This window comes from Rosistilla ulvae, from assembly GCF_007741475.1.
GTDB lineage: Bacteria > Planctomycetota > Planctomycetia > Pirellulales > Pirellulaceae > Rosistilla > Rosistilla ulvae.
In genome coordinates this window covers 4,622,858-4,645,910 of the sequence record NZ_CP036261.1, presented here as the reverse complement: position 1 = coordinate 4,645,910, position 23,053 = coordinate 4,622,858, and the positions used below count along the sequence as shown (strand labels likewise).

At 58.0% G+C, this 23,053-nt stretch carries 17 protein-coding genes; 11 read left to right on the top strand and 6 right to left on the bottom strand.

Annotated features, from left to right (window positions below):
• Positions 1-9: 9 nt before the first annotated feature.
• The 3 genes from EC9_RS16370 to EC9_RS16360 are packed head-to-tail and all read right to left on the bottom strand — an operon-like array spanning position 10 to position 1,221.
• Complete coding sequence (locus EC9_RS16370) at positions 10-348, bottom strand: tRNA-binding protein (protein WP_145346835.1); 339 nt, start codon at positions 346-348, stop codon at positions 10-12.
• A complete protein-coding gene (locus EC9_RS16365) occupies positions 348-983 on the bottom strand; it encodes an HD domain-containing protein (protein ID WP_391556701.1) in 636 nt (211 codons plus the stop codon). The genes EC9_RS16370 and EC9_RS16365 overlap by 1 nt, the downstream gene beginning before the upstream one ends.
• A 1-nt stretch (position 984) precedes the next feature.
• Positions 985-1,221 (bottom strand): FliM/FliN family flagellar motor switch protein, encoded by a 237-nt coding sequence (locus EC9_RS16360; RefSeq protein WP_246105728.1) that lies wholly within the window; start codon positions 1,219-1,221, stop codon positions 985-987.
• 543 nt (positions 1,222-1,764) lie between these two features.
• On the opposite strand from EC9_RS16360, the gene EC9_RS16355 reads away from it, so the two are divergent.
• The 6 genes from EC9_RS16355 to EC9_RS16330 all read left to right on the top strand — a co-directional run bounded on the left by EC9_RS16355 (position 1,765) and on the right by EC9_RS16330 (position 9,204).
• Positions 1,765-2,541, top strand: coding sequence for an NRDE family protein (locus tag EC9_RS16355; RefSeq protein ID WP_145346831.1), 777 nt, complete (start codon positions 1,765-1,767; stop codon positions 2,539-2,541).
• A 301-nt stretch (positions 2,542-2,842) separates the two neighbouring features.
• Positions 2,843-3,589, top strand: a complete 747-nt coding sequence (locus EC9_RS16350) for an alpha/beta hydrolase (RefSeq protein WP_246105727.1) — start codon at positions 2,843-2,845, stop codon at positions 3,587-3,589.
• On the top strand, positions 3,553-4,830 hold the full coding sequence (locus EC9_RS16345) for an MFS transporter (RefSeq protein ID WP_145346828.1): 1,278 nt from the start codon (positions 3,553-3,555) through the stop codon (positions 4,828-4,830). Before EC9_RS16350 ends, EC9_RS16345 begins: the two co-directional genes overlap by 37 nt.
• A gap of 15 nt (positions 4,831-4,845) precedes the next feature.
• The gene (locus EC9_RS16340; protein ID WP_145346826.1) at positions 4,846-5,169 is read left to right on the top strand and encodes a hypothetical protein; all 324 of its coding nucleotides are present in this window, start codon (positions 4,846-4,848) and stop codon (positions 5,167-5,169) included.
• Positions 5,170-5,292: 123 nt separating this feature from the next.
• Positions 5,293-7,104 carry a hypothetical protein gene (locus EC9_RS16335; RefSeq protein ID WP_145346823.1) on the top strand — a complete coding sequence of 604 codons (1,812 nt, stop codon included), beginning with the start codon at positions 5,293-5,295 and terminating at the stop codon, positions 7,102-7,104.
• Positions 7,105-7,149: 45 nt separating this feature from the next.
• Positions 7,150-9,204 carry a CocE/NonD family hydrolase gene (locus EC9_RS16330; protein ID WP_145346821.1) on the top strand — a complete coding sequence of 685 codons (2,055 nt, stop codon included), beginning with the start codon at positions 7,150-7,152 and terminating at the stop codon, positions 9,202-9,204.
• Between the two features lie 103 nt (positions 9,205-9,307).
• On the opposite strand, the gene EC9_RS16325 is transcribed toward EC9_RS16330, so the two are convergent.
• The 3 genes from EC9_RS16325 to EC9_RS16315 form a co-directional block, all read right to left on the bottom strand.
• Complete coding sequence (locus tag EC9_RS16325) at positions 9,308-10,087, bottom strand: class I SAM-dependent DNA methyltransferase (protein WP_145346819.1); 780 nt, start codon at positions 10,085-10,087, stop codon at positions 9,308-9,310.
• Between the two features lie 577 nt (positions 10,088-10,664).
• On the bottom strand, positions 10,665-10,907 hold the full coding sequence (locus EC9_RS16320; RefSeq protein WP_145346817.1) for an acetyltransferase: 243 nt from the start codon (positions 10,905-10,907) through the stop codon (positions 10,665-10,667).
• Between the two features lie 449 nt (positions 10,908-11,356).
• Entirely contained in the window at positions 11,357-12,397 is a 1,041-nt protein-coding gene (locus EC9_RS16315) for a linear amide C-N hydrolase (protein ID WP_145346815.1), read from the bottom strand.
• Positions 12,398-12,839: 442 nt separating this feature from the next.
• Between EC9_RS16315 and EC9_RS16310 the strand changes: the two genes are divergently transcribed.
• The 5 genes from EC9_RS16310 to EC9_RS16290 all read left to right on the top strand — a co-directional run bounded on the left by EC9_RS16310 (position 12,840) and on the right by EC9_RS16290 (position 23,051).
• A complete protein-coding gene (locus tag EC9_RS16310; protein ID WP_145346813.1) occupies positions 12,840-17,075 on the top strand; it encodes a serine/threonine protein kinase in 4,236 nt (1,411 codons plus the stop codon).
• Between the two features lie 126 nt (positions 17,076-17,201).
• The gene (locus EC9_RS16305; RefSeq protein WP_145346811.1) at positions 17,202-18,959 is read left to right on the top strand and encodes a hypothetical protein; all 1,758 of its coding nucleotides are present in this window, start codon (positions 17,202-17,204) and stop codon (positions 18,957-18,959) included.
• Positions 18,960-19,071: 112 nt separating this feature from the next.
• Positions 19,072-20,979: a hypothetical protein gene (locus tag EC9_RS16300; protein ID WP_145346809.1), complete on the top strand. Its 1,908-nt coding sequence runs from the start codon at positions 19,072-19,074 to the stop codon at positions 20,977-20,979.
• A gap of 236 nt (positions 20,980-21,215) precedes the next feature.
• Complete coding sequence (locus tag EC9_RS16295) at positions 21,216-21,740, top strand: DUF4198 domain-containing protein (RefSeq protein WP_145346807.1); 525 nt, start codon at positions 21,216-21,218, stop codon at positions 21,738-21,740.
• Positions 21,741-21,896: 156 nt separating this feature from the next.
• The gene (locus tag EC9_RS16290; protein WP_246105726.1) at positions 21,897-23,051 is read left to right on the top strand and encodes an SDR family oxidoreductase; all 1,155 of its coding nucleotides are present in this window, start codon (positions 21,897-21,899) and stop codon (positions 23,049-23,051) included.
• Positions 23,052-23,053: the final 2 nt, after the last annotated feature.

Sequence of the window (23,053 nt, the reverse complement as noted above, 5' to 3'; positions counted from 1 at the left end):
GACGGGCGTTCAGGCTAGCCTCGCGCCGTTGTCGACGATTTGATCGGGAACGGCCAGCACCACCGCGCCATCGGCGCGGTGGAAACCGGTGATCAAGCATTCGGACATGATCGGTCCGATCTGTTTGCGAGGAAAATTGACGACGCCGATCACCTGGCGGCCGATCAGTTGTTGTGGGGTGTAGAGGTCGGTGATCTGGGCGCTGCTGCGGCGGATGCCGATCTCGGGGCCAAAGTCGACGCGCAGCTTGTAGGCGGGCTTTCGCGCTTCGGCGAAGACTTCGGCCTCCACGATCGTGCCGACGCGGATTTCAACTCGCTGGAAATCATCCCAACTGATTTCGTTCATCAAGCGTTCTCCGTGGCGTCCCATTCCGATTGGTATTGATCCAAAAACGACTGCATGAAGGCGTGTCGTTGGTGGGCGATTCGGCGGGCGGGTTCGGTGTTCATCAATCCCGACAATCGGAACAGTTTGTCGTGGAAGTGGCCGATGCCCGTCGGATGCTGGCCATCGGCGTTGTCGGATCGATGGAACGGTTGTCCAACGGCAGCGCCATATTCGATCGTACGGACGATTCCTATCGCACCCAGAGCGTCCAACCGATCCGCATCTTGAACGATCTGCGCTTCGATCGACAGCGTCGCGCGATCGGTCCCCTTGCGGAAGGAGATCGTATCGACGATCTCCACGACCCGATCGATGGTCGATTCCGCCACCTGCACGTCGCCAAGAATTTGACGCGAAAACTCGCCGCCTCGTTCGATCCCGTCGTGGAATTTGGCATCGCCGATGTCGTGAAGCAGGGCGGCCAGGTCGATTACAAACCGGTCGCCACCCACCTCCGCTTGAATCTGCCCCGCCATCCGATAGACACGCAGGACGTGATCGACGCCGTGCCCCGCCTGTTGTTCGCTCATCCGCTGACAAACGATCCGCTCAACCGCTGCGATCTGTTGGCGTTGTTGGTGGTTTAACGGCACTTCAATCGCCTTGTTCGTTCGCTTCGCCAGCCAGTTCTCGGACGCGGAGCCCAAACTTATCCCCCAACTTGACGACTTCGCCCGAGGCGATCGGTTCCTTGCCGATCACCAGGTTCAACGGTTCGTCGTACCCTTTTTCGAACGTCAGCATCGCTCCGGTGGTCAGATTCAGGACATCTTCCAACTGGATCTTCTTGGTCGCCAGGATCACCGAGACCTCGGTTTCAATTCCAAGCACGCGTCGTTGAAAAGAGGGGTCTGCAGTTCGCACGGTCATACCTGCTGGGAGCATTAATGGGGGCGTGGGCCCCATTGGAGATTGAAGTGACGGCGCATGTGGCGGTTGGGTTGGAAGACGCAAATTGTCCGCACGCAGCGTTTTCCTATCATCGGCATCGGCGATAGGGTCCCTTCAAGCCAGATTTGGCTGTTTCACGCACCGAACCCAATGCGTGTAACGGTTCTCTTTTTTGTATTCGCTGCGGTCTGCCTGTTGCGAAAAGTGAACCAGACCGTTGAAATGCTCCCTCAACAGCCTCTGAACCAAACCGTGTCGGGATACGTAAACTAAGGACAGCGAATAGTTTACCGTTGCTCGGTAGAGGGAATTGCGGAAAACGAGAAGGATTCAAATTCCTCGGCGGAACCCCCCGGTAGGGGGTGCAACCGGGGGGCGCAACGCGATACATTTAGTTGAGCTGGTGCAGGAGACCAGTTCGGCAATTTTTGCCGATGTTAAACGATTCTAAGCCTCTGATCTTTGGAAAGTGACCTTACCACGATGTGCTTATTGGCTTTGCAATATCAATTGGTTCCTGAAAGCCCAGTCTTGGTCGCGGCGAACCGTGAAGAATACTTCGACCGCCCCAGTTTGGCCCCCTCGATCCAGTCGGGAAAACCGCGCGTCCTGTGCGGAATCGACCAACGCGGTGGTGGGACTTGGCTGGGTGTGAACCAGAATGGGATGTTTGTAGGAATTTGCAACCGTGCGACCGTGACCCCTTTGTTTGGGCAGCGATCTCGTGGCTTGTTGTGTCTGGATCTGTTGCGTTGCGGATCGTCGCGGAAGGCTTTGGAAAAAGCCCAAACCGAATTGAGCAAGACGCGATACGAAGGATGCAACATCATGATCGCCGACGCCACTGCGGGCTTCGCGATCCATTCGGAAGAAGAGCACGAAGTCGTCGAACTCGTCGAGGGGCTGAACATTATCGGTTCTCGCAACTTGAACGATCCGACCGACGAACGTGTCGCGATGGCGCGTCGATTGTTGACGTTGCAAACGCTCGACTCGCCCGTCAAGTTCCTGGCCGTTGCCAGCAAGGTCTTCGCTCGCACTCCGACTCTGCCCGGCCGACCTTCGATGGTTGTTCGCGGCAACGATTACGGAACCGTCAGCAGCACGCTGTTGTCGCTGGGCGTCAAGCCTCGCGATGCGATCTATCAGTTCTCGACGGGAGCTCCGGATCAAGCGAAGTATGAAGACTACTCGCCGCTGTTGCGTGATATCCTCAGCCGAGGTCTGCGTGAGGCGCGAACCAAGGCGCAACGCGCTTAATGTTTGGCCCGGTAGAACATGGGGTGGTGCGTCCCGTTGACGCAGCCCCCAGGTAACGCGAAAAACGCCCACCCTCACCGCTAGCCGGTGCGAATCTCTCCCCTCCCTCCCGCTGAAGCCGCTTCGACTGTTTCTGCTTCCCTCTTCCGTCCCCCCACTCGCCACGAATGGTGCTTTGATGCCAAGCCTTTGCCGATTCTTGTCGTTTGCGATTTTGTTGGGTGTTGCGCCGGTCGCGGTCTGTTTTGCTAAACCCGACGCGCCTGCTCACGTTTACAAAACGGTGGATGGGCGAGATTTGATGCTTTACGTCACGGAGCCTGCGGGGGCGGAGTCGAAGCAACCGCGTCCGGCAATCGTCTTCTTTCATGGCGGCGGCTGGGTCGGGGGCGAACCGGGACAGTTCAATTCTCACAGCCAGTACTTTGCCTCTCGCGGCGTGGTCTGTTTCCAGGTGCAATATCGTTTGTTGGATCGCAAATCCAAGACACCTCCGGTCGATTGCGTCCAGGACGCCAAATCGGCGATGCGTTGGATTCGGGCTCGCAGCGAACAGTTTGGAATCGATCCGAATCGCATCGCGTCGGCGGGTGGATCGGCGGGTGGCCATCTGGCCGCGTTTGTCGGCTGTGTCGACGGCGGGGATGCGGCGACCGATGATCTGCCCGTCTCGGCCAAGAGCCAGGCGATGCTGTTGTTCAACCCGGTGTACGACAACGGCCCCGGTGGCTGGGGAACGGCCCGCGTTGGCGATCGCTATCGGGAGTTTTCCCCAGCGCATAATCTGAGCAAAGACGATCCGCCGTCGATCGTGTTTTTGGGCAGCGAAGATCGTTTGATTCCGGTCGCCACGGCGGAAAAGTTCCGCGACGATTCTTTGGCGGTGGAAGTCGATAGCGAACTGCATGTCTACCAGGGGCAGGGGCACGGCTTCTTTAACGTTCGCAACGACGATGGCCTTTGGTATCACAAGACGGTGATCGAAGCGGACCGGTTTTTGAACAAGTTGGGATGGATCGACGGTCCGCCGACGTTGCAGAAACCGTGACCGAAGCGACCGAGAAAACGCCGCGTCTTTACGACCGCAACTTCATGTTGGCGCTTGCTAGCCAAATGTGTTTTGTGATCGCTAACACTCTGATGGCTCACTACTCTCGTTGGATCGAGTTCCTCGGTGGCGATCTGGGGCAGGTCGGCATGATCATGGGAGCCAGTGCGACGCTGGGGTTGTTCTTGCGACCTTGGATCGCGCAATGGATCAATCGCTTGGGTTCCCGAACGATGTGGTTGTACGGGTACCTTTTGTTTTCATTCTCCGCAGTGGCCAATGTGTGCCTGGATGATCTCAATCCATTGATCTATGCGATCCGCGCCTGCACGTTGTTAGCTGCCGCGATCGTGTTTGCCAGCGGATTGACCTACATTTCGCAAACCGCGCCAGAGCATCGCCGGACCGAAGCGATTGGCGTCTTGGGGGCGGGGGGATTTGTGGGAATGTTGATCGGCCCCTGGCTGGGCGATCTGATCTTAGGCAACGGTGCGGAAACAGCGCTCGTCGCCCGACAGCGGGCCGATTTTGTCTGGTTGTTTCTCGTCGCGGGGGGAAGCAGTTTGTTGCCGGCGCTGTTTTTGTTGATGATGCGGACCCCCGCCAGCAATGGGACGCGGCGGTCGGTGAAGCTGTCCGATTTCGTCGCGACGACGCTTCAGTATTGGCCCGGGGCGATTCTGTTGGTCGACTTTGTCTTTGGCGTCTGCATGACAGCGCCATTCATCTTTGTCGCCAGTTTTATCGACAACGCGCCGCTTGCGATCGGCAAGGTGTCGGTGATCGGGATCTTCTTTTTGTGTTACGCCGGCTGGGGCGTGACCGTTCGATTGTGGTTGGGCGATCTGCCCGACCGGATCGGGCCACATAAGATCCTGATCTTGGGGATGGCGTCGATGGCGATCGGCATGTTCAGCTACAGCCTCGTCAGCGCTTCGCACGCATGGTTGATCGTGGTCCCGGCGCTGTTGACGGGGACCGGCCACGGGATGATGTTTCATACGATGACTTCGTTGACGATTCAGCCTTTTCCAAACGAGGTCCGTGGAACGGGAGCGGCGCTAGCGATGATGATGTTGGATCTGGGGACGCTTGTCGGTGCACCGGTGTTGGGGTACGTGGGGGATCGATTGGGATTCGCCGCGTTGTTTGCAACCGTCGGCACGATCTGTGTGCTTGGGCTGGGCGTTTATGTGTGGCGCGGGGACACGTCGACGCGAATGGCAAGTCTTTCTAATTGACCGGTGGAGGTTCCCATGCTGCAACGACATCTCGCCCTGACTCTGTTGGACGAATGCACCGGACGCGATATCTGGCCGGTCGAGCACTGCCGCAGCCGAGGTGTTCCCGAAGCCTGGATCGAAGAACTGGCGGACGCTTTGGAATCGAGCTTCCGGAACGACCGCGACACCATTTATGTCGATGGGACGCCGACGAACCAGTTCCATGGCATCCGCGACGTCGACCTCGCCATCCGCTTGGGTAAAGAACTGGGGATCGACGTCCATCGAGCGACCTCGTTGGCAATCTCTCGGCCGGGAATTGTCCAAGCGATCAAAGAAGCTGTCGAAGAGGGATAACGCTGCAGAGGGGGCTGTTCGTTTGTCGATAGCCACGACCGATCGCAATGCACACGCGTGGGGACGCGAGTGGTAAGATGGTTCCATTCTTATCACCCTCTTCTGTTATCAGGAGCGTTCGACATGTTTCGGTTGTTTTTCTTGTTGTTGCTTGTCGTGTCTGTTCTCCCTGCGATTGCAAATCCCGGCAATCGCGATCCCAATGCAAGTTTGGGAGTGCACGGATTGTGTGGCGACAGCAAAGCCCTGGTTGCCAAGTGCGAATCGCTTTGGAAAGCCAATTTTAAGGATGTGGAGGAGATCAATGCGGCGCGTACCAGTGGCCGGATCGAAGAGATTTCACACCAAGTGATTGCCCGTTGCACCTTTGCCGGAACTGAAATAGAGCATCTGGCCGAAGATTTGATCGACATGGGCGAACCGGCTGGCTTTGAACTGCGGATCCGCGGCAAAAAGATGTGGGGCGAAGCCCATCACGGCGCTGTCTTTTATGAACGAACGCAACGCGGACAAAAGCTGGAGGCGGCTGCTTACAAAGCGTTGGACAGAGGGACGCGCGGCCGAGAGAAGGAACTGCAACGAATTAGCGAACTGGCTTCCAAAGGCAACTTGCAAGCCGCGGCGGCCGCCTATCGGTCTGCCGAAGAAAAATTGTGGGACGATTTGATCTGGATCCATTTCACGAAGCGCGAGCCCTACATCAAGCCATTTGAAACGGTCTTCCATTCGTTTCAAAACGCTTGGCACACCGAACGCAAAGCGGCTTCGGCGACAAGGTTGAAGGAGATCCTCGCGAGCCAGACGCCCGATCTGGAAGCCTTCTCCGCTGAACTGACCGCCGCGATTTCATCGATCGGTCAAACCGGCAGTTGCGAAATCGAAGGCACACCGGCGACCGGCCCCGACGCGTTTGCAAAGTTCTTCGCGAAATGGCAGGCAGCCCAGCTAGGGTTGGTCCGCTGTCAAGGAATCTATTGGATCCTGCAGAATCTCGATGCGGTTCCCAAACAGGGGCATGGACCTTGGACGCAAACCGCGGCCCAGTGGAACAACAAGATGCTGGCGATGCTGCCGCAATTGATCGTCGCCGATGCGAGTCGCGCGACGGCGGCTGATGCCGCGGGCCTCTATATGCGTTACCTCGACGTGATCGCACCCCTCGCAGGCCACACCCAGTCCGCGGACCTGGCACGAGCGGTTCAGCCACCGCTGGCTCAGCTGTTGAAAGCGTCGCCGCAAGCCGATGCGTTGGTCGATCGTTACTGGCGAGCCACCGACGATCTGTTGACTTGGCGGGCCCGATTGGCCGCTGCGCAAGCGAAAGAATTGGATTCGAGCTTCCCCGGGTTGGCGAGTGTGTTCGCGCAAGCCAACCAAAGTTCCGACGATTATCAGGGGTTGTTTGCGAAGTCTAGTAGTCGGCCGACAACACCGACGCTGCGGATCAGCTCTCCCGAATTGCTTGTGGTTCCAACGCCTAAACTGCTCGAAGCCCAAGTTCGCGCAAGCGGTCTGACTCGAATTCCCGGAGGAGGCCGTTTTGCGTTGTCGGCTTATCGCGATCGCGTGTTTGCCAACGTTCCCGCTGCGATCGATTTCTCGCCGCAAATCGCTGCGTTGACCAGAGACCTGTTGGTCGCGGAATCCCAACCGCCGCTGACGCTGCGGGCCGCGATGGCGTTGGATTCCGCCGCGGAAGTCGATCTGGTCGCGATCGGCGGAACGATCAAAGGCTTCTACTTGGAATCGGTGATCGCCCGATTTGCATCCTTGCCCACCGCGGCTGCCGTGCTGTTCCCGTTACCCGCGTTACCAAGCGATGGGGAAAATCAAGAACAGATGATTGGCTTGAATCAAATGATGATGCGATTCGACGTTCTGCCCGCCTGGGTGCAACACGACTATTTTGTTGCGGACCTACGTCAATTAGACTGATGCTTCCTACCTCTCCCTACCTACCTTTAACCCTACCGAACATCGATGATACTGCTGAAATCCCTTCCGCACCGTGCCTGTCTGTTTGCGCTCGCGTTACTTTGGATCACCCCGGCCGTTGCGGAATATCCCGGCCGCGGGCCGATCGACGCCTATCTGGCCCAGCGGACTGCGACCGTTGAATCGCGTTGCTTGACCGAACCGCTGACCGCCGATCAATGGAACGCCCAGCGGCCTGAATTGGAACTGCAGCTGCGCGATATGTTGGGCCTGAATCCTTGGCCCGAGCGAACGGATCTGAAGCCAACGATCGTCGATCGGATGGAGTACGACGGGTATGCGGTGGAACGAATCCATTTCCAATCGCGTCCCGGATTGTATGTCAGTGCGAATCTGTATCTGCCAAGTGCTGGCGAGGGACCGTTTCCAACGATCCTCTACGTCTGTGGCCACGCGCGGGTGAAAGAGGATGGCGTCAGTTATGGCAACAAGGTCGGATACCATCACCACGGAGTCTGGTTCGCCCGTCATGGCTATGTCTGCATGATGATCGATACGATTCAATTGGGTGAGATCGAAGGGATCCATCACGGCACCTATTCGAAAGGGATGTGGTGGTGGGCTTCCCGCGGTTACACTCCCGCCGGTGTCGAAGCATGGAACTCGATGCGTGCACTCGATTATTTGGAGACCCGCCCCGAAGTGGACGCCAAGCGTTTTGGAGTGACCGGCCGCAGCGGCGGCGGATCTTATTCGTGGTGGACCGCGGCGTTGGACCAACGCATCAAAGCGGCCGTGCCGGTCGCTGGGATCACCGACATGCGAAACCATGTGGTCGATGGATGCATCGAAGGGCATTGCGATTGCATGTTTATGGTCAATCGATTCGGATGGGACTTCGCAACCGTCGCCGCGATGATCGCTCCGCGGGCGCTGTTGTTCGCCAATTCGCATCGCGACCGAATCTTTCCATTGGACGGTGTAATTCGCACGTACCAGAAGACGACCAAGGTTTACGAAGCCTTGGGAGCTCTCGACAAGGTCGCCGTCCACATTACCGAAGGTCCTCACAAGGACACACAAGCGTTGCGAGTCGGTGCGTTTGCCTGGTTCGAAAAACACCTGAAGAATTCGACCGACGAGATCGAAGAAGTCGCTCGCAAAGTACACGAACCACAACAACTGCAAGTCTATGTCGACGGGATTCCGGCCGATCAACGCGTGACCGATGTGCAGGAGTGGTTTGTCCCACAACCGGCGACCGCGAAACTGCCGACCGAAAAAGCCGCATGGGGCGATCTGCAAGCCGATTGGATGTCGCAGTTGAGCGACATTCCGGGAGCGACGACGAATTTGGAAGGTTTTGATCTGCAAACGGTCAAAGAAGTGAACCGCCAAGTTGTTGCTGGCGTTGTGTTTCAAACCTTGGAAATCGAATCGACGTCGCCGCTGAAGAGTTACGTGATCGCTGCGGTGCCACAAACCGGCAAGCCGATCGATGGCGTTACGGTTAGTGTCGGATCGCCCGATCAAGAGAACCTCCAGTTCATCGTCGACGGGAAAACGATCCAATACAACGTGGAGAAAGATCAATTTGCCGCGTTGGATGCCGTTGCTAAACAGATCGCTGGCAAGAGTGAAGCCGTCCTGTTTCTGATGTTGCAGGGGGATGGCAAGACGCGTTGGATGGAGAACGTAAAAGAGACGACGCATCTGCGCCGCCGGTTACATTTGGTCGGCCAATCGATCGATGGGATGGGCGTTTCGGAGATCCGTGGCCTGTTGGCGCTGATCGCCGATCGAGCCGAGGGGCTGCCAGCGGCAGAAACCGTTCGTATCGAAGCAAGTGGATCGGCCGCTTGCATGGCGATCTTGGCCAGCTTGGGGAATCCAGACGTCTCGTTGGCTCTGCACCAATTGCCAGCTGATTTAGCGGACGGACCGATTCTGCTGGGACTATCCAAAGCGACCGACGTGACGCGGCTGTTGGCACTCGCCGCCGCGGAACATGCACTGACGATCGACTCGTCCGAGAGCGAATCGGCCCAGAAAGTGTTGTCCGCCGCCAAACCGTTGGGCTGGAAAATCTCCGCCGAATAGTTGCTTTAGGACGCTGGAGCGATTGGAAACTGCACCGCTCGATCCGGCCCTCGTGTGAGAGGCCGGGTCGAACGGTAGCTTCATGGCGGCGATCCGGGGATGGCTAGCTGCCGATCTCGTTGACTTCAAGAAAGTCTGTTGGGATGTCGGCGGTCTTTTGCGCGACCAAGGCGAAATAATACAGCGGAGTTCCTTCCATCGATAACCGGTGTCGGTAGCGTTCGATGTGATGGATGTCCAAGTATTTGGAGAAGATCAATTCTCGGATGAATCGCGAGAAGCCCGAACTGTCGGAGCGGTCGAGGAACGTTTCTTTGATGTTAAACGCCACCCAGCCTCCCTTAGCGACGAACTGCAGCGATTGGAAAAACGCCTCCGGCGGGATATCTCCAAATCCCAAGGCGGCGACCGAGGTCAGGCAATCGATCGACCAATCGGAGATCTCTTCGGCCAGTTCCGGTTTCAAGTTGGTGAAATCCGCGACGTAATATTCGTCGTAGACCCCAGGACGGTCGCGGTAACAAGCGTCTTTCGCCTCGGGAATGATGTCCGCACCTATCAACCGAGCGACACCGTAGGCTTTCAGCAGTTCACCCATCATGCCGTTGCCGGCTCCCAGATCCAGAACCCGCATCTCGGTGAAGTTCTGTTCGCTGCCGTCGAGCGTCCGTTTCAGCAACTCGCCAACTTTCTTGGGCGACGTGCATTTCAACCGATCATAGAAGACTTGCTCGTAGAGCCCCGGTCGCAGATAGATTTGGTCGTAGTCGTGAAAGCGTAATTCCAACCGGCGGTCCCCCTCCACAAGCTGAAATGTGACCTCATCCTGTTCGAGGTTATTGGCATCGTGTGGTGGGAACTGAATTCGGTGTCGGTGAGGCATGTGTCCTGTGCAGGGTTAAGTTGCCATCGATGGCATATCGGTCGCAAGTCCCCGGCGGCGGCGAGAGCCTGCTCTAGAAAAACGCCCGATTTCGCCGCTCGGGTGCATTGGATCGTTAGCGAGGATCGTCACTACAAGCGGATGTGCAAAAGTTTTCAATCCATCGCTTCGGGAAGGCATTGTACGCGACGCGTCACTTGGGGGAATCCGGGGCAGCCCCCGACCGCGTGCCGACTGGCGGTTCTAATCCGAGCAATCATCCGCAATTCGCCAGTTTTCAGTTGGCCAAGTGAATCGCGTTGGTCAGCCGGTTTGCCTGTCTGTAATGCGATTCGGGCTCCGTTCTGGATCCCAATCGCACGGTGGCTGTACCCGCGGGTAAATCGGTTCGGTATCTCGATTTGCCAATCTGAAAACGTGGATGGAGGTCGTCGATGCAATCGAGTCCTCACAGTTGACTGTATGTCGGCCACTGTTATCGACGGCTGTTCGCTCTTGCCTACCTTCACTAACCTACCGCCGCGTGACCCGAGCTGGTTCGATGTATCCTGCGACCAGCCCGGGGACGCCGCGTGCGCTAGTGGCCAACTGGCGTATAACGTTTCGCGATATCGGTGCATTGGTAGTGTGCATCACACCAACACTGCGGCAACGGTTCGTTGGAAGGAAAGACAAGTCCTTCCTTGCGGAACTGCATCACCTCTTGCTCCTCTTCACCCGCCTGCCGCCAGCCAAGCACACAGCTTGATTGCGGGTTGGCCAGTTCGTCGACGCGTTCGATGCGCACTAGATCGCCAGTCGCTCTTTCTTTGACAAACATTGGAAACCTCCTTCGGAAGAAATAGAAACATTCGTTCTCGAGGCTATGGCTGCAATCGGCGTTCCAGTCGCCGAGATCGCAGCGAATTTGGGACCGTTGGTGCTCGCATGCCGCTGCTGTTGCTGGCGATTTCGATCTGCCGCGATTCTCGGTGGGGGCGGTGCGGGAATGCTACCGAAAAGAACGTGAAGGAACATCAATCGCATGCTCCTCCAGCTCGCCGCAGGATCTCGCGAGGGACGTTCGGCGCGTGCCGAGGGGACGGGCCATCGTCTCACTTCGCAGTGGAGACGTTGGCGGAGTTGTTTTTTGGAGGCGACTTTCGCTTTGATGCTTGCCATCGCGACGCTCCCGTCGACGATCGAACGATCTGTACCAAGGGACACGCTTCACCCTTGTACTATGCGCTTTAGATCGCCGCGGGGCAAGTTGATCGCGATCGGGCCGACTTAGAACGGCGCTTGCGGAAGCGTCTGGAAATGCGAGCTGACGTCGCCGGAGAGATCGATGTTGTCGGGATCCAAGACCTTAACGGGGGCACCGGGATTCAGGTCGAACTTTGAAAGTTCGGCCCAGATCACGTTGGGGCTGGTCGTCAGTTCGAAGAAATAACGCAGGTTGGTCAGGTTCATCACGGTGCGATACTCCGTGTTGTAGATTCCAAACCCTTTGTAGGGAGCACCGAAGGGGACCGAAACGTTGCGGGCGATCGCCAGCACACCGGCAACCGCTTCGCGTTCGTTCTTCGGTTCGGGCAGCAGCGCCGCATAGTAGCTTGCCCGCTGGAAGCGATCGGTTGGTTTGACGTTTCCGGGCAGAGGCGTTTCGCTGCTGGGATTGGAGAAGTCGAGCTTGTCGAGCAATTCGATCTGCTGATCGTAGGTCGGGTCGTTGGTCATGATCCGAAACTGCCGACCGTGATGGACGACCAGCTTGCCATCGATGAACTCCAGGATCGCCGAGTCGCCGCTGGCGTCTTCGATCGCCAGATGGACCGTCGCCATGCGTCCCTTCGCTTCGACCATCACGATCTGGATCGCTTCTTGCAGTTCGATCGCTTCTTTGACGTTGGCCGCGTTGTCCAACAGGTACTGTCCCCACAGCCCCGCGTGAACCGCTGGCTTCGTTTCGTCGCGCTCGCCGAAATCGGTGGCGGTTAGGAACAGCATGTGTACGCCCAAGCCCTTCTCGTTGAACCCGTCGGCGGTCCCGATCCCGTAGACCGTGGTGACCAAGCTGCCATATTTTGAGGTCCACTTCGCCGGGTTCTCTTTGACCAGTACCTGCGGTCCCACTTTTCCGCCGTCGTGTTGCAGACCGCGCGGCAGCAGCGTCAAGATCGGTTCGGTCGATGTCGGCCAGTCCATCGTCCGCGACACGACGACCGCCAGCTTATTGCTGTTCCACAGGATGCGAGAACAGGCTTGGACCGTGGTGGCAGCAATCGCCAACGCCATGATGCTAAAACAGGTCAAATAAAGTCCGCTCATCGAAGTTCCTCATCGTTGTCGTTCGATCGGTCGTGAAGCAATTAAACTCTGCCGCAACCACGCCCGAATCGAGCGAGATTTCAGCCAGCACATGCTTGGTCGTTGTAATGCAAACTTATTTCGACTGACAGCCCCATTGCCTCTTTCACTATTGGGACGCCAGCGTTTCGGCGGTCTCGCTGAGTTTGAGCGGGTTGTGAGGACGGAATCTACATTTTCGGATCCCGGTTGATATTGGATGCAATGCACCACGACAAGACTTCCTTCGGGGGCGTGCAGCATTTCGTCGCGATGTCCGGACAACGCGGCTGGCCGATAGCTTGCGACTCGGCCGCGAACTTGCCAGCGTGGCGGCTGATACCTCAAATTGAAGCACTCAATTGCTCTGCAAACCTCCCAACGGTTTCTGGCGTTTGTTGGTTGGGGTGCTATATTGGCTGTCATGAGTCACCAGTTAGACCTAGATCGGATACTCGCCGCGCTGCGGCACATGGGAGCGTCGGCCGACGCGCATCAAGACTTTCTGCGCGATGCGGTCGATACGGGCCAGTCGATCGATACGATTCTGCAGCGGATGGAATCGGACGGCGCGATCGATCCGTCACAATCGTCTGTGATCCGGCAGATGTTCGATTCGCTTCCCGAATCGGCGTCGCAGCAGGAAGTGCAAGCCTTTGTCGACGCGGCGCTGCAGACCTTTCCTCCCGAGGTTTCGACCGACGACGCGAGTCAACACGACACGCTCACCGATTCGCAATTGGATTCGGTCGAACAATCGACGGGCGCTGCGGATCCCGGCGAGGCCGATCCGTTCAGCACGATCCCCAGCGCCGCTGAGAACGATCCCTATCAGACGCTGCCCAACACCGATCTGGGGCCGACTCGCGAGGTGACCTCTCACGGTCAGGACCGCTTTCGCAAACTGCACAAGCATGCCGAAGGTGGCCTGGGGATGGTCTCGCTGGCCGAAGATCTCGACTTTGGTCGCGACGTGGCGATCAAGGAGATCAAGGAACGGTTTGCCGATATCCTCGACAGCCAGAACCGGTTCATCTACGAGGCGGAGATCACCGGACGTTTGGAGCATCCCGGGATCGTGCCGGTCTACGCGTTGGGACGCTACGACGATGGCCGTCCTTATTATGCGATGCGGTTCATCACCGGCAACAGCCTAGCCGACGAGATCGCGACCCTGCATGCTCCCGAGAATGGGGAACATTTTACCGGCCGGCTGCGCAGTCTGTTGAATCGCTTTCAAAGCGTCTGCAACACGATTGAGTATGCACACAGCCGCGGCGTGCTGCATCGCGATCTGAAGCCGGCCAATATCATGCTGGGGGAATACGGCGAGAATTTGGTCGTCGACTGGGGCTTGGCCAAGGCGACCGACCACGTGGCCGAAACGGCCGATCCTGGACAACCCGTTTCGTTGTCCGGTTCCGGCGGGGCGAAAACGCAGCAAGGCGCGGTGGTCGGAACGCCCTATTACATGTCGCCCGAACAAGCCTCCGGCGATCCGCAACAGATGGGCTCCCAAGCGGATGTCTACAGCCTTGGGGCGACGCTGTATCATCTGATGACCGGCATCGCTCCTTTTTCGAATCAAGGCTTTTCGTCGGTCGGCGAGTTGCTGGAACAGGTCCGCAGCGGAAATGTGCCCTCACCACGGTCGATCCGCAGCGATCTGCCCAAACCGTTGGTGGCGATCTGTCGGGCCGCGATGGATCCCGATCGCGAGCGGCGCTACAAAACGGCCCGCGAATTGGCCGAGGATGTCGACCGCTATCTGGCCGATGAACGCGTTTCGGTCGTCCGCGAATCGTGGCTTGGTCGGGCGGGGCGTTGGGCGCGAAAGAACCGCAGCTGGAGTGCGGCGTTGATCGCGTCGACGTTTGTGATCGCGTTGGCGACGTCGACTGCGACCGTGATCTCGTTGAATGCGTTGGAGGAGACCAAGACGGCTCAGCGGGCTGTCGAACGGGCGAACGTTAAACTGCAAAACCAGTTGGCGTTGTCGCAAGCCGAACAAGAGTATGACGGTCAGATCGTTGTCGAAGAGCGGCGGCAGAGTCAACCGAATCTACCGGTGGCCGAAATGCAGCTGGACCCGCAGCTTGCGCAAACGCTGACGGGAACGCTGGATGAAATCGAAACGCTACGACAGCGCGTCGGGGAACCGCCGCAGGATGAATTGCGGCGGATGCGATTGTTAAACGTCTGGACCAACCCGATCAACTTGTTGTTGGACCAACGCGTGATCACCCTTGAGATCGAATCGAGGGTCGAAGCCGAATTGGCTCGCGTCGCCGCCGAATATCCGTGGCCCAAATCGAAGGAGTTTCTCGCGACGGAAACCCAGGTTCGCCAGCGATTGGAGCAACGGTTGCAGCAGTGGCGTCCGCTGGTCGCCGAAGCGTATCCCGAGGACGAATTCAGCGCCGACGATGGTGTTTGGGTACGTGAACCCGTTGATTTCAGCGACGAATGGCTGCTGCCGCTGCAGGAGAATCCCAAGGGGAACGTCTCCATCGCCGTCGACTTTGGGATCGAATCGCTGCAGACGCCGATGATCGGTTTGCTGATCAACTCCGACGAGGAACGCGGCTATCAATTTGTCGTCGCCGATCAAGATTACGACCCGTCGTATCTCCCCGACGATTTGATGACGTTGGAAGAATCGAACCAGATGGATCGCGTGCGGATGTACATCATTCGCAAAGATCCGCTGCGGGGCGACAGTATCCTGCGCCAGCAACCCGTTGCATTAAAGAACAACCTCCGCCTGCGGGCGCGGCGGCAAGGCTTGACCGGACTCAGCTTCTCCGTCGGTGGCCGCGACGCGATGGAGTTCCAAGATCCGTTCCCGTTGAGTCCACAACATCCGGGAGAACTGGGGCTGATCTGTCCGCCATCTGCCGTGGTGCAGCGGCCAGTCCTGGAGTACCAGGTGGCCGATGACACGTCCCTGGTGGCCGATCGCGAGATTCAATTGGGTGATGAAGCGTTTGCGGCCGACGACATCAGCGGGGCTCGCAGCCACTACGCCAAACGGCCGCGCGATGTCGAAGCGCTATTCAAGCTGGCGCTGACCTACGAATATGAATCGCCGCAGGAGTATTTTCAGCGTCTCGAAGAGATCGTCGAGAACCATTCCCCCAGCGGTTCGGACGACGAAAACGACTCGCGTTGGTACCTCTATGCAGCGGTTCGGTTGTTGGCGGTCTACGCTGACACCCCGGTACTGCGAGTTCGGATGTCATATCTGCACGATAAATTGCAGACGTTGTATTCGATGGAAGATGTGCAGCGGTTGATTCCCGCGTCGGACAAGCTGCAGTTTTCCAAGATGCTTGTCAAAGCGGGCCAGCGGTCGCGGATCGCGTTTTTGACCGAGGGGGATGCCGATGCGCTGCGGTCGGCGATCGATCTGTTCAGCGAGGATCCCGCGTGGCGGCGGATGGCCGTTTGGCGTTGGTGCGATGTGATTCGTTGCGACCGTTCTTTGACACCACACGAAGCACGTTTGCAAGCGATACCGGAACTTCGATCGCTGTTGGACGAGATCGATCAACTGCCCCAACCCGACGAGATCGAACGGGCGGCGATACTCAGCGACCTCGTTTGGATGTTGATTCTGGAACAGCGGTACGACGACGCGCTGCAGACGATCGCGCCATGGTTGGACGACGACATCGACAAGATCGCATCGGCCCATCTGCCGCTGTTGATCGATCGGGCGCGGATTGCCCATGCCCAAGAGGACCTGCCGGCGGCGCAGCGCGATCTCGAAGCGTTCCTCCAACGCGTCGATCCCAAAACGCCGATCGAAGGAATCCATTATTCGCACTTTAGCGAAGCCTGCGGGATTTTGGGAATCATCCTGGAGGATCAAGGGGACATCGCCGGTGCGAACAAACTGTGGCTCGAGGGCCGGATCCGGAATTGGTACAAGGGCTGGCCGACGCCGCAGGAACTTTCCAGTATCTCGGGCGTGCCGATGGTTCTCGAAGCGTTCAATGCCGAACCGATCTTAGTCTGTTGGTCCGACGGATACCGCGCCGGAGAGATGCGGAAAGTGATGGAGGCGGTTCTGGGCGGATCGGGAGTCGACGACCGGGTGCTGTTGAACATCATCCTGCGGAGCGAAAAGATTCCGCCGGAGTGGATCGAACAGATCTCGTCGCATGTCAACGACGGACCGCGAGGTCGACGGATCGGGCGAGCGAAATTGCTGCGGCAAGATTCGATGCGCGACGTCTTCCTGCTGCCGTTGAACATGATCCTGTATCAAGCGATTTTGCAGATCGCGTACGAAGGGGACGCCACGCTGAAGCAGTACCCCGAGGTCGATTCGATCCTCTACAGCCAATGTATTTCGCTGATCGACCACTTCCAGGAAGGCGCCTTCTTCCAACGGGAGATGCAGTTCATCGTGGGGGCTTGGTCGGGAGTCGATTGGAACGGCAAAACGTTTGAAGAGCTGGTGCAGCGATTGGACGATCCGCCACTGACCTCGGGGTTGGCCCTCGTGTTCGCCATGCAAATGATCAAACACCATGGCAAACTGGAACTCGGTCGCGAAGTGTTGCAGCAATATGTGTTTGATCGCGCCGACGAGATCCCGGAACTCTATTTGCAGCTGGCTCGAGACGCTCTGCAAATCAAACCCGTTCCGTAGCCGGTTACGTCTTCCTTGGTGATTTTGCCTAACTACAATGGTGGCGTGCCGCGATGCGGATCGTTTGTGATCGCACGTCGGTAACTCTCGACAACTTTGCTTTACACACCCCGAAGTGCTGATCCGATGATGCGATTTGCTCAACAATGGCTCCTGCTTGTTCTCTTGGTCGCCCACGTGGCTGCCGCCGATCCTGCGGAGCATTTCCCTGACGATACGCGTTTCTTCGTCTCGATCGCCAATTTCAAAAGCTTTCAAGAGAAGCTGGCGGCGACGAGCATGGGACGGTTGTGGGACAGTCCGGCGATGGCCAACTTTCGGACCGAATTCGCCGACAGCGAACAAGACTTCTCCGCCCGCCTCCGCCGCGCCTACGGCTTCGACGACAAGCAGCTGAAGGAATATGCGTCTGGTCGTCTGTCGATCGCGGGGTTGGAATCGGCCGCTGACGAATTGTCGATGAGTTTCTTGATCGAAATGTCTGCCGAAAGTGCGCAGAAGATGATCGATGAGGCGGGGCGGCAGATCGTTTCCGATGGGGGCCGCGCCAGCAACGCCAGCTTTCCGATCGCGGCGAAGATCTACGACATGTCCGACGACGAACAGGTGCTCTACGCGTACACCGACCACGGTTTGTTGATCAGCGGCGATGTGGCGATCGCAACCCGCATCGTTTCGGGCTGGGCTGATGCCGCGAATTGGAAGAGTCTGCAATCGGTTGCCGCGTACCAACGCATGACCGCCGCACCGCCACGCGATGGCGAGGCCGACGTTCGTTGGTATGCCGATGTGATCCGATTGGCGGTCGTGATGAATAAGAAGGAAGGGACCGTATCGAGCGCTCATCCCGATCGCCCGCCATTCCCGCTGCGTCATGGGTTTGCGGGGATCCAAGGGATCGGCGGATTTGGCTGGATTGGCGACGGCGGATTTGACTTCTTGAACGACATCCAGATCGATGCGCCGCCGCCTCGCGAAAAGGCATTGAAGTCGCTCGACTTTGTCGCTGGCGACCTCACTCCCCCCGCTTTCGTTCACGATACGACCAGCAATGCGATGGTCAATCGTTGGAACTTGCTGTCGATGTTGTCCAACATCGGGGATGTCTACGACGACGTGACCGACGCCCCCGGCGCGTGGGAGGCGACGCTGGGCGATTGGAAAAACGATCTCGGTTTCGACTTGATCGGTGGTTTGTTGCCGATGCTGGAACCGGAAATTGTCACGCACAGCGATTACCTGGAGGCGGAGCGGCGAGAGCGAACCTTGATCGCCATCCCGATCGAAAACCCCAAGGTGCAGGAGCGCCGCGTGGCATCGTTGATCTACCGATTTTTGCGGAATGATAACAAAGCGATTCGATCCCGGTTGCCGCGGCAGAAGTTCGATCTCTGGGAGATCGCGTTGGAGGACAAGCAGGGCAATTCCACTTTCACTCGCGCTGGCATCATGGTCGCCGATGGGCGGTTGTGGATCTCCACGCACGCGACGATGGTCCAGGATGTGGTCTTGGGGAGCCAAGGCAAACCGCTGGCCGAAAGTCAAGAGTTCGCGGCGATGACCCAACGCATGGAACCTTGGACGACGGAGCAGTCGTTTATGCGAGGGTTTGTCCGCGGCGATCGCGATATCCGTCACACCTACGAGATCCTTCGCAGCGATGGACTCGATGGACTAAAACAAGCCGAGAGCATGTACGGCAACATGTTGTTGATGCTGTTGAAGTCCGACGAAGACCGCCCGCGGCCCGACACCGATTTTTCCAAACTGCCTCCGTTCTCCGAGGTGCAAAAGTACTTCGGGATGATCGGCAGCGTCGGCAATTTGACCGATTCAGGATGGACGATCGTGATCGGTGCCTACGACCGCGAACAGACCGATTGATTCTCGCGGCTCCAGGTCCGCCGGGACTTGGAACTTCGATGACATAGCCCGCATGAATGCCCGCCACCATTGATTTGACTTCACAACTTGATCTACCACTTGAACCTGCACCATGATGAAATTTCGTAGCGCCCTGCCGTTGTTGGGTTTGTGTTGGATGCTGTCGCAAACTGTCGATGCGGATGACTTGATCGATCGGATTCGACAATCGACGTTTCAACCGATCACCGATGCGACGCTGCAACAGCGGCGATCCGAGGCGGTCGATGCGTTGCGGGAGGCCGATGCGATGCTGCAGTATGCCGGCAGCGGTCCGGCCTGGCGAGACTATTTGTTGTTCGATCCGTTGGGCGAAGCGTTGGCGAGCGACCAAGTGGACGATGATGCGATCGAGGCGGTCACCGCATCGATGTATCGTCTGGCGGGACTGCACGATGGAATCGAGCGGCCGTCGTTGACTCGTTTGCGAAAGCACTTGGTCGATCTGCGAAGCGGACTGGTGTTGGCCCGTCGGCAGTCGATTTCGGCGGAAAAGATTGCCCAGTTCGAAATCGATTTGGAACAATTTCCCGACGACCCGGAACTGCTGGCCGATCGGCCGACAACGCTGGCTCAAGACTTCGAAAAACGACGGGATGAATTTGCCGATCTGTTGGCCCTGCAGGATCACGCCAGAACGTCGGCGGAGATCCGACGCATGGCGCAGCTGACCGAATGGTTTCGATCGCGCGAACAACTGGCCGCTGAATTGGCTCGCGTCGCCGACCGCTTTGGTCGGGCGAACACGAACGTCGATGTCTCCGCCGCCGCCTTGGCGACACTCACTGCGCGGCAGGTGACCGAAGTCCAGCCGATCCGCGAAAACAAAGACAAGGTGCAGGTGACAGGCCAGGCGGTGTTGACGGGTGTCGCGACGATGCATCCGGTCAGCGGCACTTCCCCCGGTCAGTGCGAGGTTCGATTTCAGGGGACGGTACAATCGACGATGAACGGCCGCCAGGGACCGGTTTCATTTACGCTCCGCGGCGACACCGTGCTGACGGCTCAGAAGACAGTGATCTTTTCCGAGGACCAGTTCCTGACGCTTAAAGGAACGGCGCAAGCCAATTCCAATCTGCGCACCGAACAGGTTTGCAGCAAATTCCGGGGCGGTATCGGCAAGTTGGTGCGGCGAATCGCCGGGAACGAAATCGCCAAAGAGCAACCGCAAGCGCGGCACGATCTTTCCAACCGAACCAGCGATTCGTTTCTGAAGCGGTTCGACGAAGACATCGTCGAAGAGATCGCTGAAGCCCGCCGTGATTTCGATATCGAGGTCCAACGATCGCTGCTGCGATTGAACGTGCAGCCACAAACCTTCGACTTTTTGACCGATCCCAGTAAGTTGACCGTCGCGCTGCGGTTCGATGCGGGACTTTCCCAACCGGCCTACACTGCGCTGCCGAAACAGGCGGCCGGCGACATCGGCGTGATGCTTCACGAATCGACGGTCGGCAGCGTTTGCCAGCGGATCTATGCGGGACGGAAGATCGACAGCATCCGCCGCGAGTTCCAGGTTTTGGGGATCAAGCTATCGGAGAAAGATCAGGAGCAGATTCCTGAAGGGATGGGAATTCATTTTGCCGACGAGCGGCCGATCGAGGTCGAATTCGAAGGGAACAAAATTTCAATCGTGTTGCGTGGGCAGACGTGGTTCTTGGAAAATGTGCCGTTGGTGGCGATGAACGTTCGTTTCGGGTACACGGTGGAACAACGCGACGGGATGTATGTTGCCGTCCGCGGCGACGATGTCCAAGTGACAGCCCCCGAAGGGATGCGTGGCGGACGCTTTATTCAACAGATGAACGTCCTCAAGCGACGGTTGTTGGACGAATTGCCGGCCGATTTTAAGTTCGAACCGATTCCGGTCGCCAAGCTGCCCGATCCGGTCAACCGGCTGGGAACCCTCAATATCGCTGAAGTGCAGACCAACGGCGGCTGGCTCAACGCGGGCCTGCAAGGGGACCGCATGCGGCAGTAGCGTGGAATGCTATCGCGGTCGTGGTGCGGCAAATTCACGGTTCTTTGCGAATCGCTCTTTTTTCCGGCGGCAAACTCGATTAACCTCCCGATCCTCCAGCCTTCTGGCTGGAGCACACTAGCCTGTTCACGCCGCTCGTAGAAGTTTCGATCTCGAAACGAGTTTGGCTGTGAAGATTTCCTCCCCTTTCGACGGTGGTTGACATCCGCCCTCACCAACTTGCAAGGATGCATTCGATGGACCTCACAAAGCGTGCGCTGCACTTTTTGTTGATTGGAACCGTTGTTTCGTGGCATATGCCAATCGCCACACTGGCTGCCCAACAACCGCCGGCGGCGATCGCTGCAGCTCCAGAAGTTCACACGATCCCCGTTCTTCTGGCGGGTAATCGTACGCTGCAAGGGACGTCGGTGACGCGCGACGGCAAGCCGGCCGCCGGGAAGACCGTCGTTCTTGGTCAACAAGGCAAAGTCGTCGCCAAGACGGCAGCCGATGAAAATGGACGTTTCCAATTCACGATCGACAAGCCAGGCGACTACCAGATCGCGACCGCTGACGCCGCGGCATTTCTCACCTGCCACACTGCAGCAACCGCGCCGGCGAAAGCTGTCAAGCAGATTCTCGTTTCGCAAGATGCGATGATCGCTCGCGGGCAGCAACCTATCTCGGCGCTGCTGCATCCATTGTTGATCGGTCTCGTCATCGCCGCGGCGATCGTGATTCCAATCGCGGTCAGCAACAACAAAGACGACGCCAGCTGAACAGCCTGGCTGCTGTTTGTTTCGTTAAACTGCGAAACCTCGCGATGCGAAGGCAATAAAAAACCGGGGCGAGGGAATTGAAAAACGCGGGGCGATGCACGCGCGGTTAAACTAGAAAACCTGGTGTTCGCTGCCATGGATCGCTGATTACAACCAGTGATTTGCTTGGTCGGAAGCGGCCTGCGGTTTGCCACGATCGATGCGGTCTGTTACAAGGGGGAGGACTTTCTTTCCCCAGACGATTACTTCGTCGCTTTGTTGCACCTACAGGCCACTATGGACGCAGAGATACCGCTGCCTTTGATCGTCACCGGAATCGCTGGTGTCGCTGGTTACAATGCCTTCCGCTATTTGCGAGCTCGCTTTCCCGGCCAGGTCTACGGGGTCCGCCGCGAGGACAATTGGCCTCTTTCGGGCGATGGGATCCTGGGCTGCAATTCCGACGACTTCGATCGCTGGCAGCAGATCATCGATCAGATCCAACCGGCGGCGGTGCTGAACTGCGAGGGTTCGTGTGCCCTGAAATCATGCGAATTGGATCCGCAGATGGCCGAGCGGATCAATGTGACGAGCGTCGAAAATCTGATTCGCGTGCTCGCGCCGACAACCCGCTTCATCCACCTCTCGATCGATTTGGTCTTCTCGGGCGATAAAGATGGTGGATACACCGAAGAGGACACTCCCGATCCGGTGACCGTCTATGGCAAGACGATGGTCGCGGCGGAGCGGTTGGTTTTGGAGCGACGCCCCGACGCTTGTGTACTGCGGATTTCGCTGCCGATGGGGATCAGTTTCAACGGGCATGCTGGAGCGATCGATTGGATCCAGTCCCGTTTTAAGAACGGCCGCCCCGCGACGCTCTACTTCGATGAAGTCCGCACGCCGACCTATACCGATTGCTTGAACCTGGTGGTGGAGCGGTTGTTGGGGAACGATTTGGCGGGGCTGTATCACTGCGGTGGGCCGCGGAATTTGAGCCTCTACGAGATCGCTCAGGTCATCAATCGCGTTGGCGGCTACGATCCCAAGCTGTTGATGGGATGTCCGCGGATCGACGCCGGACCGATGCCGCCGCGAGCGGGCAACGTGACGATGGACTCCAGCCGCTTGATCGCCGCGTTGGGCGATGAGGTCTTTCATCCGTGGCCGTTGGATTGTTCGATGGTTCCCAGCGATGTCGACTGGCACCACGATCGATCGACGTTGCAGGGATCGCCTGAACTGCTGGCCGACGTGCTGTATCGCAACCCGCGCCGCGTCGATTCGATGCCCGAGTTCGAAGATATCGAATCCCCCTCGTCGTCGAGGTAGCC